The organism is Microbulbifer sp. MCCC 1A16149, assembly GCF_050368945.1.
In the GTDB taxonomy this organism is placed as follows: domain Bacteria; phylum Pseudomonadota; class Gammaproteobacteria; order Pseudomonadales; family Cellvibrionaceae; genus Microbulbifer.
Genome location: NZ_CP185959.1, coordinates 3,074,639 through 3,090,861 on the forward strand (window position 1 = coordinate 3,074,639; position 16,223 = coordinate 3,090,861).

The 16,223-nt window shown below is 56.2% G+C and carries 11 protein-coding genes; 1 reads left to right on the forward strand and 10 read right to left on the reverse strand.

Going from position 1 to position 16,223, the window contains the following annotated elements; translation table 11 throughout:
* Nucleotides 1-47: 47 nt before the first annotated feature.
* From ACONT6_RS12940 to pgi, 10 genes are all read right to left on the reverse strand, one after another.
* A complete protein-coding gene (locus tag ACONT6_RS12940; RefSeq protein ID WP_428818895.1) occupies nucleotides 48-728 on the reverse strand; it encodes a DUF6445 family protein in 681 nt (226 codons plus the stop codon).
* Between the two features lie 77 nt (nucleotides 729-805).
* The gene (locus ACONT6_RS12945; RefSeq protein WP_428818896.1) at nucleotides 806-2,335 is read right to left on the reverse strand and encodes a tryptophan halogenase family protein; all 1,530 of its coding nucleotides are present in this window, start codon (nucleotides 2,333-2,335) and stop codon (nucleotides 806-808) included.
* Between the two features lie 72 nt (nucleotides 2,336-2,407).
* Entirely contained in the window at nucleotides 2,408-5,056 is a 2,649-nt protein-coding gene (locus ACONT6_RS12950) for a TonB-dependent receptor (protein ID WP_428818897.1), read from the reverse strand.
* A 392-nt stretch (nucleotides 5,057-5,448) separates the two neighbouring features.
* Nucleotides 5,449-6,885, reverse strand: coding sequence for a pyruvate kinase (gene pyk / locus ACONT6_RS12955; RefSeq protein WP_428818898.1), 1,437 nt, complete (start codon nucleotides 6,883-6,885; stop codon nucleotides 5,449-5,451).
* A gap of 164 nt (nucleotides 6,886-7,049) precedes the next feature.
* Nucleotides 7,050-8,063 carry a type I glyceraldehyde-3-phosphate dehydrogenase gene (gene gap / locus ACONT6_RS12960; protein WP_428818899.1) on the reverse strand — a complete coding sequence of 338 codons (1,014 nt, stop codon included), beginning with the start codon at nucleotides 8,061-8,063 and terminating at the stop codon, nucleotides 7,050-7,052.
* Between the two features lie 106 nt (nucleotides 8,064-8,169).
* Entirely contained in the window at nucleotides 8,170-8,799 is a 630-nt protein-coding gene (locus ACONT6_RS12965; protein ID WP_428821516.1) for a bifunctional 4-hydroxy-2-oxoglutarate aldolase/2-dehydro-3-deoxy-phosphogluconate aldolase, read from the reverse strand.
* A gap of 51 nt (nucleotides 8,800-8,850) precedes the next feature.
* Nucleotides 8,851-9,561 (reverse strand): 6-phosphogluconolactonase, encoded by a 711-nt coding sequence (pgl, locus tag ACONT6_RS12970; protein ID WP_428818900.1) that lies wholly within the window; start codon nucleotides 9,559-9,561, stop codon nucleotides 8,851-8,853.
* A 38-nt stretch (nucleotides 9,562-9,599) separates the two neighbouring features.
* Nucleotides 9,600-11,057: a glucose-6-phosphate dehydrogenase gene (gene zwf, locus ACONT6_RS12975; protein ID WP_181252386.1), complete on the reverse strand. Its 1,458-nt coding sequence runs from the start codon at nucleotides 11,055-11,057 to the stop codon at nucleotides 9,600-9,602.
* A 58-nt stretch (nucleotides 11,058-11,115) separates the two neighbouring features.
* Nucleotides 11,116-12,948, reverse strand: coding sequence for a phosphogluconate dehydratase (gene edd / locus ACONT6_RS12980; RefSeq protein ID WP_181252385.1), 1,833 nt, complete (start codon nucleotides 12,946-12,948; stop codon nucleotides 11,116-11,118).
* A gap of 44 nt (nucleotides 12,949-12,992) precedes the next feature.
* The gene (gene pgi, locus ACONT6_RS12985) at nucleotides 12,993-14,723 is read right to left on the reverse strand and encodes a glucose-6-phosphate isomerase (protein WP_428818901.1); all 1,731 of its coding nucleotides are present in this window, start codon (nucleotides 14,721-14,723) and stop codon (nucleotides 12,993-12,995) included.
* 438 nt (nucleotides 14,724-15,161) lie between these two features.
* Here pgi and ACONT6_RS12990 point away from each other — a divergent pair, with 438 nt between their 5' ends.
* Nucleotides 15,162-16,208 carry a LacI family DNA-binding transcriptional regulator gene (locus ACONT6_RS12990; RefSeq protein WP_078084513.1) on the forward strand — a complete coding sequence of 349 codons (1,047 nt, stop codon included), beginning with the start codon at nucleotides 15,162-15,164 and terminating at the stop codon, nucleotides 16,206-16,208.
* Nucleotides 16,209-16,223 lie beyond the last annotated feature (15 nt).

Consider the following 16,223-nt stretch of genomic DNA (forward strand, 5'->3'; position numbering starts at 1 on the left):
CTGCACTGATTACGCGCCCTTCACCCACTCCAACCGCCCAGCCTCATCTATTCGTAGCTGACAAACAGGTTGGCGGTCAAACGCCCCGTCTCGGGACAGAAGCTGATGCTTTTGTCACTCAGTATATTCGCACTGTGCAGCAGATTTCCCTTGTAGATCACCGCCCGGTTATATTTTGCCGGCACAAATCCTACCCTGGTGAAAAGATCGTCAGAGTCTCCACAGTACTTCCGCGGACGGCGAAACTTGTTGAACTCAACATAGCAACTATCCAGGTAGTGTTCGACCCGGTCGGGGCGTATGGCTTCATAGCCAGTGCTTTTATGCCGGTAAAACCCGGTTCCCCCATGGGTCTCGTCACACAGATACAGCAAAATCGCGTAAAGCCTGGGGTCACTGGTATCGAAATGAGGAGCGCGCTGTAGAGGCCCCAGCTCATCCTCCGCAACCGTAATGAGATTCAGCGTCTCTTGCTGAATCTTCAACTCGGCTCCCGCTGCTATGTTAAATTTCTCACGCACAACCGCATCCAGTCGCTCCATCAACCGTAACGCATGGCTTTCGGGGGCCCCCGCACGGACACCGGGATAACCTTTCCCCTCCGCCGCCATCGGCCACGGCGCAAAGCTGGCGCGCTTGGCGAAATCCACCAGCTCTTCAGGGTTTTCGAGAAAATCATCAATCACTATGACGGTATTCTTCTCTTCCCCAACTTCAATCAATTGCATATCAAACAAACCAACGATCACTCACGATGCGAATATTTCTGAATCTAAACTGCAACGAGCTCAGCCTCAAAACAGAATCAAGTGCGACTTCTATTCAGATGGCACTGCAACTCTGTCAGCCAGTCTCGGTGCGACATTAAATCACCAGCGAGGGACTCGAAACGCAACAAGGCCTCGCGATAGATATCCGCGGCGCCACGACGCTCTTCCTCCCCCAGAGTGATGGCTTTCGTCGGATATTGCATTCCATAAAGTACGAACAGATAGTTTTCCACCCCAAAGAGATCAAAAGTACTGAAAAAGTCAGAGCGCTTCGGTGTAGACACCAGCCATCGCGACAACCGCTCCGCCAGCTCGTCAGATTTTTTGGAATTTTCCGTGCAGTCGACCCAGAATTCAGTATCTCTCCGATCGGAAATACAGTAATGCATCTGTACAAAATCGATTACTCTTTCCCAGGCGTATTTCACCGCCTTGTTGTAGTAACCCGATAGTGACGGAATATCTTCCAGCGAGCGGGGGAAACTTTTTGCTAGCAGGTTGGCAGACAGATCAGTCACCAGAATGGAGGTAGCTTCCAGCGGCTCCACGAACCCCTGAGCCAGCCCCAGGGCTACACAGTTTTTCTTCCAAAACTCTCCGCGATAGCCGATCTTCATCGGTATTTTTCGCACATCGGCGGTATCCAAAGTTCTCCCCACATAGCTGGAAAACTCACCTAGCGCATCAGACTCGGTCAGGTGGGCACTGGAATACACGCATCCCAATCCCCTGCGGTTGGTTAGAGGAATATCCCAGATCCAACCCGCCTTGTGAGCAGTAGCGGAGGTATAGGGCTGAATGGGATCATTTTCTGCCGTGGGCTCCTGAAGAACCAGCGCAGTATCGGTAAGGATTTGAGCGGACTTATCCACAAACGGCACCTGCAACTCTTGCCCCATGAGAATGGATGCAAAACCGCTACAATCTATATAGAAGTCAAACTGCTCTTCCTCTCCACTGGCATAGATCAACGAGCGCAGGTTTCCATCCTCTCCGGTGCGGGCACCCCTGACAGTCTCAGATTTATATTTAACACCAAAGCGTTTTTGAGCATTACTGGCGATCAGTTCGGAAAATTTTCCGGCATTAAAGTGATAGGCATAATCAACCACCCCCCTGTACGGCGGCGAAGACATGAGTTTGGGGGAGCGATTCTGTTCCGCGACAAAATACGCATCGGCGAGACGGGAAAATCCCTCTTTCCCCTTACCGTCCAGCCAGTAGTCCGTAATATCGTAGCCTTCGGGGTAAGGCGAACTGAAAGGATGGTAGTAATAGTTGCCACCGGGCTCTGGAGACTTTGTCATCCAGTTGGAAAACTTGATCCCCGTTTTGAACGTGGTGTCGCAGCTCACCAACAAATCCAGCTCGGAAATACCGAATTTGTGCAGCGTCTCGCGTATTCTGGGCACGGTGCCCTCGCCCACACCTATCACCGGCACATCCGGAGATTCGATCAGGGTGATCTCAATTTGCGAGTCACCAGATAGCTCAACACCCAGGTGGTTGGCCGCCATCCAACCAGCAGTGCCGCCGCCAACAATCGCAATCTTTTTTATCTTCATACCAATCACTTTCAGACAAAAAAAAGGCCCAGCTAAAAGCCGGGCCTTTTTTACTAGCTAACGATCAAGCTCTTAGAACTTGTAGCTTGCACCCAACTGGTACACGGCTTCGCCTTCGAAAGACCAGGCCGGGAAGCCTTCCAGAAGAGGGCCCTTCATACCGGTCTCGGTACTGGACGCATCGGCAGCACCGTACTGGATGTCGTCTTCTTCGAGGACGTTGATCGCTTCGAAGGTCACATCCAGATTGTCGGTAGCATACCAGTAGAAGCTCAGGTCCAGAGAACCGAAGTCATCGTGCATACGGTTACCGTACCAGAAACCACCCTCACGGATCAGGTATTCGGAGCGGAAATTGTATGCTGCACGCGCAGAGAAGGTATCATTTTCCCAGTAACCAACCAGGTTGTATGCATGCTCAGAAGCCTCAGTGAACAGCGGCAGCTGATCCATGAATGCATCAGTCGGAACGTCACCATCGGTATAGGTGTAGTTCGCAGCTACACCGAAGCCGTTGTCAAATGCATGCTGGATCTGAAGCTCAAGACCTTGCAGATCAGCACCACCTGAGTTTTTCAGCGTTTCGACTGCCCAGCTGTCGCCGCCCGCGGGATCTTCGAGGCCAATCTGCTGGTCCAACAGGATCTCGGAAGTCACGAAGTCGTCAATGGACTTAACGAAGTACGTCGCAGACACCAGATTACCGTCGCCGTAGTAGTATTCCAGAGCAATGTCAGCACTGGTGGCTTTCATCGGCAGCAGACCTTCGCTACCGAAACGCTGCTGCTGGTTGTTGTCACGGTCGTCGCCATAGCCGTTGTATGAAACGAGCATGTCGTCATAAGTCGGGCGAGAAATCGTCTGAGCAGCTGACGCACGCAGCACCAGATCTTCTGACAGCTCATAGCGAACGGTTGCACTTGGCAGGACGTCGCTGTAGTCGGCACGGTACGCAGACAACTCGTAGCTATAGCCATTGTTGGCGCCAATGTCGCCATCCATCAGCTCGGTACCATCCAGATCGTACTGCTTACGAGTAACGTCGGTAGAGATGTAACGCAGACCGAAGTTACCGGTCAGAGCTCCGGTCTCAAAAGTGAACATACCGTACAGAGCGGTGTTCTCTTCGTTCAGGTCGGAGTAACCCGCACGCTCTTCCGCCCAGCTATCCAGGCTGTCGCGAGTCGCAGCAACCATCGCACTCAGGTTCGGCTTGGGTGCAGTAAAGCCCTGCTGCCCCACCTGGAAAGTGCCGTTGTAAATCTCGCTAGCGGCTACTTCTACCGGAGTGAGCTGGCCAGCATAGGAACGGCGATTGACATCGTGATCGGTCCAGCGAGCACCGGTTTTAAATGAAGTCAGGATACCAACGTTCAGATCAAATTCCACATCAAGCTGAGCGTAGGATTCTTCATCCTGAGCAGGGCCGCTGCCCACAGCCCAGCCTTCCGGAGACAGCATGGTGCCGTAGTCATCCAGTGTCAGACTCGGATCCATGGTCGGATTGATGACAATCTCTTTGCCAGTCGCATCGATAGAGCCTTCCCACAGAGACATGGTGTCACCAGCGCGTACGCTCGGGAAGTGGGAGAAGTTGGTGGTAAAGTCAGTGCCGCCTTCTGCTTTGGTGGAACCGATGTTACCGCTTACACGGAAACCGTCACCTTCGTATTCAGTACCGAAATCGAAGGTGTCAGAGCTCATGGAGGATAGGCGTCCCCAGGTCTGGTTGAAGGTCTCGTTACCCGGAGCACCGGCAGCCCAACCCGGTTCCAGATCACCAAACTGAGAGTCGGTGGTGGTGCTGGAAGTACACAGGCCTGCGGCGTTGGTGGTGTGACAGGTCACATTGTCACCGGCCAGAGTGAACAGGTAGAGGCTGGTGTTGGTGTTGTTTGCTTCCATATCCAGGGACATGGCGTGCAGAGTGAAAGCCAGCTCTTCAGTCGGCGCGTACTGCAGGGTTACGTCCAGAGCAGTGCGCTCTTGATCCTGCAGGAAGGTGGTCGGCGCAACGTCGCCAGACCAGCGGTAGTCAGACTCGGTACCACGACGAACATATTCGCGGTCTTCTTTAGCTGCAGAAACCAGGACACCGAAAGTCTCGGAATCGTTTTTCCAGCTGTACAAGCCGGAAACTTCCGGAGAGAGTTCGTCGCTGATGGTTCCTACACGAGCGGTGGTACCAACCCATGCAGTGTTGGCGTCCATATCCAGCGGTTTGCGGGTGTTGACGATTACGGTACCGCCGATGCCACCTTCGTTCAGGTCGGCACGGGAGGATTTATATACTTCGATGCCACCGATCAGCTCGGCAGGGAGCAGGGAGTAGTTGAAGCTGCGGTCTACAGGGATCTGGTCAAACCAGCCTGTGGAAGCAACGTTCTGACCATTCAGCTGGGTCAGAGTCATAGAGGGAGCTGCACCACGAATGGACACAGAGGCACCCTGACCAAATGCGCGACCAACAGTGATACCCGGGATACGACCCAGTGCTTCACCTACGTCGGAGTCCGGGAACTTACCAACATCTTCCGCAGACACAGCGTCGACCAGATCGGTCGAGTCACGCTTAATGTTTACGGCATCTTGCAGAGCTCCACGAATACCGGTAACGGTAATTTCTTCCAGAGCGTCCTGGGCAACTGCCAGCGGAGCCATCAGGCCACCACTCAGTACAGCTGCGCTGATCGAGAGAGCGAGTTTGTTGCGCTTAAGCATCGATTTCCCCTTCCTTTTTTATAGATATAAAGGTTTGGTTAGAAACTTTTATTCACCTTGTACCTCGAAATGATAGCGCTGTCATTCGTTTTTATGATAGCGCTGTCATTCTCACGATTGACAATACACAGAATGAAATAAAAAAGCTACCTGCCGAGAAGGGAAATATCCGGCTTTTTTGTCGCATTTTGCAACAGCAACCTGTCAGTTATGACAATTGGCATAGAGCTACTCGAAACCCGCGTGCAAACTAGGATAAAAAATGCACAGGATAAATGACTAGAGAGGCCCCGTGTGTCAGAAGAGAAAGCTGCAGACCGGAAGCAAAACTCCCGACTGAGCCGGGAGTTTTGCTATCTAGAGAATTGAACCGCTAACGGGGAGCCCCGCGGTTATTCAATTTCCTTGATACGCATGGAGCTGGTGCCACCGCCCATATTCAGGCGCTCGCCCTGAGTAATCAGGATGCGCTCGCCCTTCTCCAGAGTTACCCGGGATCCCAGCACCTCAATGATGGCATCGGTCAGGTGCCCCAGGGGTACGGAAGCCGGATCAAACTCGATGGGCTCGACACCGCGCAGCAATACCAGCTGGCGTGCAACACGCGGGTGGCGAGTCAGCGCGTAGATCGGCAGCTGCGACGTCGCGCGGGACATGATACGCGGGGTGCGACCGGATTCGGTAAGCGCCGCTACCGCACTCAGGTTTTCAACCCGGACTGCGGCCTCGATCGCTGCCTGGGCAATGACAGTATCGATGGTTTCGGATGACGACCGGTCTGCTGCAGGACGGGTGGTGGTACCGAGGTACTGCTCAGCCCCCACGACGACTTCCGCCATAGACTCCACCGCGGCAACGGGGAAATCACCAGCAGCGGTTTCCGCGGACAGCATCACCGCATCGGTGCCGTCGAGCACCGCATTCGCGACATCCATTACTTCGGCGCGTGTCGGTGTCGGGTTGGTGATCATGGACTCCATCATCTGGGTCGCAGTGATCACACCGCGATTCAGGGCATTGGCGCGGTTGATCAGCTTTTTCTGAACACCCACCAGTGCGGCATCGCCTATCTCTACACCCAGGTCACCGCGGGCAACCATGATGACATCAGAGGCGAGAATAATACCGTCCATCTGCTCATCATCATTTACTGCTTCCGCGCGCTCCACTTTGGCGACGATGGCAGCGTTGCTACCCGCTTCGCGCATGGCCTTGCGTGCGATTTCCAAGTCTTCGCCACTGCGCGGGAAGCTCACCGCGAGGAAATCCACATCCAGCTCGGCGGCGAGCTTGATGTCTTCGTAATCTTTTTCCGTCAGCGCCGGAGCGGAAAGGCCGCCGCCCAACAGGTTGATTCCCTTGTTGTTGGACAGCTTGCCGCCCTGCAGCACACGGCAGAACAACTTGCTGTTGGTGCCACCGGTGACTTCGAGGCGAATCTTGCCATCGTCCAGCAGCAGGATATTACCGGGCTTGCAATCCGCAATCAGGGACGGGTAGTCCACACCCACACGTTGCTGGTTACCGCCCTCTTTCGGGCAATCTGCATCGAGGGTGAACTCGGCGTTGTTTTCGAGAAAAATGCTACCTTCGGCGAAACGGGCAATACGGATTTTCGGGCCCTGCAGGTCGCCAAGCACAGCCACCAGCTTGTTCTGCTCGGCGGCGGCGCGACGCACTTCTTCTACACGCTTGCGGTGGTCATCGGCACTGCCGTGAGAAAAGTTGAGGCGTACAACGTTGACGCCTGCGCGGATAATCTCGTCAATAACACGCGGCTTGTCAGTACCCGGGCCGAGTGTGGCAACAATTTTGGTATGGCGAATCATATTGGTGGTATTCGTTTTTCGATTGGATGAGAGGCGAATATTGTTTTTATGACAGTCGGCGCTGACTGCAGAAAAGCAAAACCGGAGCGGGTATTGCACCCGCACCGGTGCGATAACATTCACGTTATCAGGCTGCTATGACAGCCTTATTTTAAACGCCGGCTTTACAGCTCGAGCGCTTTGGCCATCGCCAGGCTGGTATCCAGCATACGGTGGGAGAAGCCCCACTCGTTGTCATACCACGCCATGACTTTGACCAGATTGCCATTCACACGGGTGTGGTTGGCATCGAAGTGGCTGGAAGCAGAGGTGTGGTTGAAGTCTACGGAAACCAGCGGCTGCTCACAGAAAGACAGTACACCGCCTTTGATGGTGCCTGCGGCATCGCGCATGATCGCGTTGATTTCATCAACGGTGGTTTCACGGCTGGCGATAAACTGGCAGTCCACCAGGGACACATTGTTCACCGGCACACGTACTGCCATTCCATCCAGTTTGCCTTTCAGCTCTGGCAGAACCAGGCCCACCGCCGCGGCAGCGCCAGTTTTGGTCGGGATCATATTGTCAGCTGCGGCACGGGCACGATAGATGTCCTTGTGCACAGCATCCTGGGTGTTCTGGTCATTGGTGTAGGCGTGCACGGTGGTCATGAAGCCGCGTTCGATACCGATCGCTTCGTTCAGAACCTTGGCTACCGGGGCCAGGCAGTTGGTGGTACAGGATGCGTTGGAAACCACCTTGTGCTCTGCGGTGAGCTTGTCGTCGTTAACACCGTAAACCACGGTCAGGTCCGCGTCGCCGGACGGCGCAGATACCAGTACCGCTTTGGCGCCGGCCTGCATGTGCTGGGAGGCCGCTTCTTTGCCGGTAAACAGGCCGGTACATTCCAGCACCAGATCTACTTCCAGCTCGCCCCAGGGCAGCGCCGCAGGATTGCGCTCCTGGCAAACCTTGACGGTGTCGCCACCGATAACCAGGTTTTCACCTTCTACCGCAACGTCGGTATTGAAACGGCCGTGTACGGTATCGAACCGGGTCAGGTGAGCGTTGGCTTCTACCGGTGCCAGGTCGTTGATGGCAACCAGCTGAATGCGATCGTTGTAACCGGATTCATAGATCGCGCGCGTTACATTGCGGCCGATGCGGCCATAGCCGTTGATAGCAATTCTGAGTTTCATATCGCTACACCCTCTGTGTCTTGAAAATTTATGAATTTTTATACGGGGTGCCGGGCGTGTCCCCCCCAGCACGTGCTTACTCTGTGAAAACGATTCTGCCGGGAAATTAGCCCTTCAGCAGAGTGGCCTCTTTAGCCAAGCGAGTGATTTCCGCCCAGTTTTTCTCGGCTACCAGCTTCGGTGCCGCCATCCAGGAACCACCAACGCAAACTACATTGGCCAGGCCCAGATAGTCTTTGGCGTTCTTCGGGCTCACACCACCGGTGGGACAGAACTTCACTTGCGCCAACGGACCACCGATGGACTTCAGCATGGGTACACCGCCCGCGGCTTCCGCAGGGAAAAATTTCTGATAGCGGTAGCCGCGCTCCAGCAGGCGCATGACTTCAGAAGGGTTCGCCGCGCCGGGCAGCATGGGAACAGAAACATCGTCCGCCGCATCCAGCAGCGCTTCGGTAGCACCCGGGCTTACCATGAAGGTTGCACCGGCATCCACGGAACGGCGCACGTCCGCCGCATTCAGCACGGTGCCAGTACCGACGTGTGCATCCGGCAGGTGCTTGGCAATTTCTTCAACCGCGGCAAGGGCCGCTTCGGTGCGCAGAGTCACCTCCAGTACGTTCAGGCCGCCCTCAACCAGCGCCTGAGCCAGTGGCAGGGCTTCGCTGACGTTATCGATAACCAGAACCGGAACTACACCGGCCTGCTCCAATACGGGTACAAGTGACTCTTGCATCATCTACTTCCTATAGGTCTCAATTCTTTTTAAACACGAACCCGATCGGGTTCACGGTGCCCAATACACAGTGACCGGTTTCAGTCCCTGCTTGAGAATACTGCGCACCGGCATTTCCAGCTCGTCGTCACCCAGCAGTGCCTGCCGGTACACCTTGAGCTTTTCCTCGCCGGTAATCAGCAACTTGATTTCTTTTGCCTGCAGAATGGCCGCCAGTGTCAGTGTCATACGCTCGGTGTGCGCACCAGTCACCGCGCTTTGCTTGGCCGTGATGGCCTTGCACAGCTTGTCCGACTTGGTGTCCAGCGCGTCGGCCAGACCTTCCGCATGGGGAAAGAACGAAGCGGTATGCCCGTCGTTGCCCATCCCCAGCAAACACACGTCAAACGGACGCGGCAATTCCTGATAAGCGCGCTCGCAATCGCCCTCGCCTTCTGCGGGCGTGGCTGCGGCGTTTTTCATACCCAAACACGGCGCCTTGCTGGCTTCGTTCTGCAACAGGCTGTTGGATATAAATGCCAGATTGCTACCGGCCTCGTCCTTCTCCACCCAGCGCTCGTCGACCAGCGCAACATTCACGTTCTGCCACGGCAGCGGACGTCGGGAAAGCTCGCGGTATACCGGCTCCGGTGAGCTGCCGCCGCTGACCAGAAAGGTGGCCTGCCCGTTCGCCTTGATACCCGCGTGCAGTGCTGCGGCACATTCGTTGGCCAGCGCCAGTGTCAGACGTTCCCGGTCTGCAAAAAACTTTTCTTCAACCATGTCTCTAAGACCCTGTTTTCGTTTTTCCGCCCGATTTCTCAGGGGTTGAACCAGTGGTGGCCATTCTCGGCCAGCAGCTGGTTGGAGGCCTGGGGCCCCCAGGTGCCTGCGCGGTAAAGCTGTGGCTGATTGGCAGTCTCACGCCAGTGGTCGATGATCGGGTCGACCCATGCCCAGGCGGCAGCGACCTCTTCGCGATGAATAAACAATGCGGAGTTGTTGGCCGCAGCGTCCAGCATCAGGCGCTTGTAGGCATCACTTTTGAAACTGTCGTAGGTGTCGGACAGTGTGAGGTTCAGTTCTACCGGCTGCAGCTCCATGGTGAGGCTGTCCATTTTCTTCGCCATCAGAACCAGCTTGATGCTTTCTTCCGGCTGCAACCGGATTACCAGACGGTTCGGCAAAACCTTTCCGGCTTCCGGCTGATACACACTGTGGGAGACGTTCTTGTACTGAATCACGATTTCCGCACAACGCTTCTCCATACGCTTGCCGGTGCGCAGGTAGAAAGGCACACCAGTCCAGCGCCAGTTGTCGATATGCGCGCGAATCGCAACAAAGGTTTCGGTGGTGCTGTTAGGCGCCTTGAGTTCTTCCAGGTAGCCAGGTACCAGCTCTTTACCCAGACCACCAGCGACGTACTGGCCGCGCACGATATTCTGATCCACATCCTGGTCAGTCAGCGGGCGCAGTGCCTCCAGCACTTTGATTTTTTCCGAGCGGATATTGCGCGCAGACATGCTGTTGGGTGATTCCATGGCGATCAGGCATAGCAACTGCAATAGATGGTTCTGCACCATATCGCGCATCGCACCGGTGTCATCGTAGAAACCCGCGCGACCTTCCAGGCCCACGGTTTCGGAGATGCTGATCTGGATATGATCGATGGTTTTCGCATCCCAGAGATGCTCGAAAAGCACGTTGCTGAAACGTAGCGCCAGCAGGTTCTGTACCGTTTCCTTACCCAGGTAGTGGTCGATGCGGAAAATACTTTCTTCGGGGAAGTACTCGGCTATCTTGCTGTTGATCTGGTCGGAAGTCTTGGCGTTGTAGCCGAGCGGCTTTTCCACCACGACACGGGAATTTTCGTGAATCAGCCCCTTAACCGACAGGTTTTCACAACAGGGCCCGAACACGGCCGGCGGAATCGCGAGGTAGAACAGGCGCGTGCGCTCGGTGTCCTTGCCGAGGATGTCCACCAGGCCATCCCACTGTTCGTCGGGCTTGGAGATATCCAGTGCGACGGCGCGCAGCTGCGCGCTGAATCCTTTCCAGTTTTTATCGCTGTATTCGCCATCGCGCAGGTGGGTTTTCAGCGCCTGCTGCGCGGTTTTCAGGTAAACGTCAGCGTCTTCCTGACGACGGCACACAGGCAGGATACGGGAATCCTTGTTCAGACCGCCTTCAATATAGGCCCGGTACAGGGCGGGAATCAGTTTGCGCAGTGACAGATCTCCGCCACCACCAAAAAGTACCATGTCGAATGCGTTAGCCATTTTCTTTGCTCTCAAGCAGTTGCGCGCTCACCGTTACCGGTGAGCGCGCTGAATTCAGTTAAAAAAGAATGCTTCCACCAGTTTCTGCGCCGCTAGCGAGCTTGCGCATATTGGTGAACAAGTCGCGCCCCATGCCGGTGGCATTGGCGGACAGATCGCACTCCGCTGGCGCGCGTGCAGCCAGCTCTTCATCACTTACATGTACTTTGAGAACGCCGGCTTCCGCATCCAGCTCAATAACATCACCATCCTGGATTTTTGCCACAACCCCACCTTCCAGCGCTTCCGGAGAAAGGTGGATGGCCGCCGGCACCTTGCCGGACGCGCCGGACATACGGCCGTCGGTGACCAGCGCCACCTTGTAACCGCGGTCCTGCAATACACCGAGCGAAGGCGTCAGTTTGTGCAGCTCCGGCATGCCGTTGGCCTGGGGCCCCTGGAAGCGCACCACCGCAACAAAATCCTTCTCGAGTTCGCCAGCCTTGAAGGCATCCAGCAATGCGTCCTGACTGTCGAATACCACCGCCGGCGCTTTCACTTTCAGTTGCGGTGTTTTCAGGGCGGACACCTTGATCACACTGTTGCCGAGGTTGCCCTGCAGTAACTGCAGGCCACCGTGGCCGGAGAAAGGGTCACTCGCGGGGCGGATAATGTCCGGGTTGCCGGACTCTTCCGCAGTGGGGCGCCATACCAGGCCGTCCCTGTCTTCATTCAGGAACGGATCGTAGGTGTAGGGCTCCATACCGGAATCACCCAGCACGGTGCTGACATCGTTGTGCAGCAGGCCTGCACCCAGCAATTCGCGAATCAGGAACTGCATACCGCCGGCAGCGGCGAAGTGGTTGATATCTGCGGTGCCATTCGGATACACGTGACACAGCAGCGGCACTATCTCGGAGAGCTCGGCCATGTCCTGCCAGGTAATCTGGATACCGGCGGCGCGTGCCATGGCAATCAGGTGCATGGTGTGGTTGGTGGAGCCACCGGTGGCATGCAGACCAACGATGCCGTTTACAAAAGATTTTTCGCTGAGGATTTTCGCGATCGGCGTGTAGTTGCTGGGCTCGGTAATCTGTACCAGCTGTTTTACCGCTTCATGGTTCAGTGCATCGCGCAGCTCGGTGCCCGGATTCACAAAAGAGCTACCGGGCAGCTGCAGTCCCATGATCTCCACCAGCATCTGGTTGCTGTTCGCGGTACCGTAGAATGTACAGGTACCAGCACTGTGGTAGGACGCACTTTCCGCTTCAAGCAATTCTTTGCGGCCGACTTTGCCTTCGGCATACAACTGGCGAACACGTACTTTTTCCGCGTTTGCGAGACCGGTAGGCATGGGTCCTGCCGGGATGAACACCGCCGGCAGGTGGCCAAATGACAGCGCGCCGATCACCAGACCGGGTACGATTTTGTCGCAGATGCCCAGGTACATACCGCCATCGAACATGTCGTGCGACAGGGAAATGGCAGTCGCCATGGCAATAACATCGCGGGAAAACAGTGACAGTTCCATACCCGGCTGCCCCTGGGTGACGCCGTCACACATGGCGGGGACGCCACCGGCAACCTGTGCGGTAGCGCCGTTGCGCAGCGCTTCCGCCTTCAGCATTTCGGGATAGGTGCCATAGGGCTGGTGGGCCGACAACATATCGTTGTAGGCATTGATGATTGCCAGGTTGGGACCCTGCCCGGAAGCGATCAGGTTTTTATCCTGATCACTGGACGCCGCCATGGCGTGCGCCAGGTTTCCGCAGGACAGCTTGTGGCGCGCACGACCTTTGCCTTGAGCGCGCTCTACCTGCGCCAGATAGCTGGCGCGGGTCTCTTCGCTGCGGCGGATGATCCTGTCGGTCACCGCCTGTATCCGACTGTTTACCACTGTAGTGTTTGCCATTTTGCTTAACTCTTCGTTTTTTATCAGCTCGCCACAGTTTGCTACTAAGCCTGTTCTCCAGCAGGCTCTGCCACCTCGACTTCAGGCAGCTCTGTGGTCGTAACCGCGCCGTTTTTTATCCGGCGGTAGTATTGGATCAGTTGCGCTGTAGAACCGTCTTCTCCAGCCAGATCACCTGCAGCCAGTTTTGGCTCCAGCTTGTTGGCAAGACCCTTACCAAGTTCCACACCCCACTGATCAAAGGAATATATTTCCAGGATCACACCCTGAACAAAAATCTTGTGTTCATAGAGTGCAATCAACCCTCCCAGCGCGCGGGGGGTCAACTCATTCAAGAGTATTGTGGTGCTGGGCTTTCCACCCCTGTGCACCTTGAACGGGGTTAGCTTTTTTATCTCTTCCTGCGACAGCCCCTTGGCTGCCAGCTCGCGGGCGACCGACTCGGCATCCACACCGTTCATCAGCGCCTGGCTCTGGGCGAACATATTCGCCAGCAGTATTTCGTGGTGGCCTTCGAGATCGTGCCCCGGGGTCACACTGCCGATGAAGTCCGCCGGCACCACTTCCGGGCTCTGGTGCAGATACTGGTAAAAAGCATGCTGCCCGTTGATACCCGTCTGCCCCCATATTAGGGGGCCGGTGGCGTAGTCCACCTCCACCCCTGCACGGGTGGTAGATTTGCCGTTGCTCTCCATGTCCGCCTGCTGCAAATAGGCTGGCAACATGTGCAGCGCCTGCTCATAGGGCAACACCGCGTGCGCCGGATACCCCATAAAGGTGCAGTACCAGACACTCAGCAGCCCCATGATCACCGGCGCGTTCTTCTCGAACGGCGCCTCGCGGAAGTGGCGATCCATTTCCGCGGCACCGTCCAGCAGAGCGCGGAAATTTTCGTAGCCACAGGCAATGGCGATTGGCAGTCCGATCGCCGACCACAGCGAATAGCGTCCGCCGACCCAATCCCAGAAGCGATAGGTCCGCTCTGGCTGGATCCCGAACTGCTGTGCCTTATCCGGGCTAGAGGTCACGCCGACAAAGTGGCGCTGCAACAGCCCTTCCACAGATACATCGGGCGCTGCGCACTGCAGCCACTTGAGGGCGCTGCGCGCATTGGTCATCGTCTCGCTGGTAGTGAACGTCTTGGACGAGACGATAAAAAGCGTTGATTCGGCATCCAGGCCGGCCAGCACATCCGTGAGCTGGGCTCCATCCACATTGGATACAAAGTGCACCGCGACATCGCCCTTCCGGTAGGCACGCAGTGACTCTATGACGGTCTGGGGCCCCAGATGGGAGCCGCCGACGCCGAGATTGACCACATCGGTGATCCGTTTACCGCTGTAGCCCGTCAGGTCGCCATTATGTAGTAAAACTACAAACTCTTTCAAGCGCTGCAGCTCAGCCTCCGCCAATCCCGCGACGGATGCCCCGCCGACCTCCACTTCAGCGCCCAGACCGCCGCGCAGCGCAGGATGTAGAACCGGCCGCCCCTCGGTGGCATTGATCGGTTTTCCGGCGAAGAAATCGCTCCGCCAATGCGCCACCCCGGCCTCTTCCGCGAGGCGTAGCAAATTTACAAATACTGACTGGTCGAGGTGGTTTTTAGAGAAATCCAGCAGAAACTGCGGCAGTTCAACGGTGAAGTTCGCAGCACGCTGTGGGTCTTCACTGAACAGATCCGCCAGCTTGCGCTGCTTCATCTGCACGGCCTGCGCCTGTAGCGCCTGCCAGATGGCGGATTGGGAAATGGCGGAGTGAGAGTGTGCATCTTGCATGGTATGCCCCCTGAAAGTGGCGCCCTCCGTGAGGTGGCGGGCACCGGTTATTCTTGTTTACCCGAACGACAGCGCTTCCAGCCCAAAACCCCAAGGGCGTCAAAACAAAATGACAACGCTGTCAATTTGACAAAAGATTCACACAGCGCCCCCGCCCTGTCAATCGGGTTTGTAGTTTTCTTTCACGAATTTAACGGTGTCGGCACAATAACCAAGCAACTCACGAACAAGGCCGGCCCCACGGCATACACGGGCAGCAAGCAAGGAGTAAACCCCCTAAACTTGGCGGGAAACCGCGGGGAAAATCAGCTTTCGGTTGCAAAACCAGGCCTTCGCGAAGAAATGACCATAAATCCATCGTCGTGTACGCGCTAACCGGGTAAACTGCCCGGCTGGGTATGCACAAGGACCAATTCCGATAAGGGAAAACAGCCGATCATGAAGAGCACCATCAACGATGTGGCCGCAAGGGCCGGGGTGTCGATCAAGACCGTATCGCGGGTTATCAACAATGAACCGTCGGTGAGACCTGCCACGCGCAAGAAGGTGATGGATGCGGTGGAAGAACTCCACTACCAGCCGAACCTGGCCGCGCGCAACCTGGCCGGTACCCGCAGCTATACCATTGCGCTGATCTACGATAACCCCAATGCCTATTACGTGATCGATATGCAGAACGGTATCCTCGAGGCCTGCAAGGCGCGGGGCTACGAGCTGCTGATTCACCCGAGCAACTCCAAATCGGAAACCGTGCACGATGAACTGCGCGCGCTGGTGGAACACTCGAAGGTGGCCGGCGTGGTACTTACCCCGCCGTTCTCGGAAACCCAATCGGTTATCGATGAAGTAAAACGGCTCGGCCTGGACTACGTACGTATCGTGTCCAGCGGCGCAGCGGAGGGCGACGAGGACAACTGCGTTCAGGTGGATGACACCGCCGCGGCTTACGACATCACCAAGCACCTGATTGAACACGGCCACAAGCGCATCGGATTCCTTTGCGGTGGCGAGGAACACATCTCAACCCACGGACGCCTGGAAGGTTACAAGCAGGCCCTGCAACAGGCCGGCATCGCAATCGATCCGAGCCTGATCATCCCCGGCGAATACGCGTTTGACTCCGGTGTCGAAGGCGCAAAATTACTGCTGAATACCGACAACCCGCCCACCGCCATTTTTGCCAGCAACGATGAGATGGCTGCCGGCGCGCTGTTCGCCGCGCGACTGATGCATATCGAGATCCCCGAGCAACTGTCGATTGTCGGGTTTGAGGACAGCCCCTTCTCCCGCCAGACCTGGCCCAAGCTGACAACCGCACACCAGCCGAACAACGAGATCGCCAAGTGTGCCGCGGCGCTTGTGCTTAACAAGGCGCGCAGCAAAAGCGCGTCGGAAAGCGCAGCCGCGAACAAGGATGCAGGCATCGTTAAAAAGTTCGTACCGGAACTGCTGGTACGCGACTCCAGTGGCGACTCACCCCGCTAAAGACAGGCAAAAAAA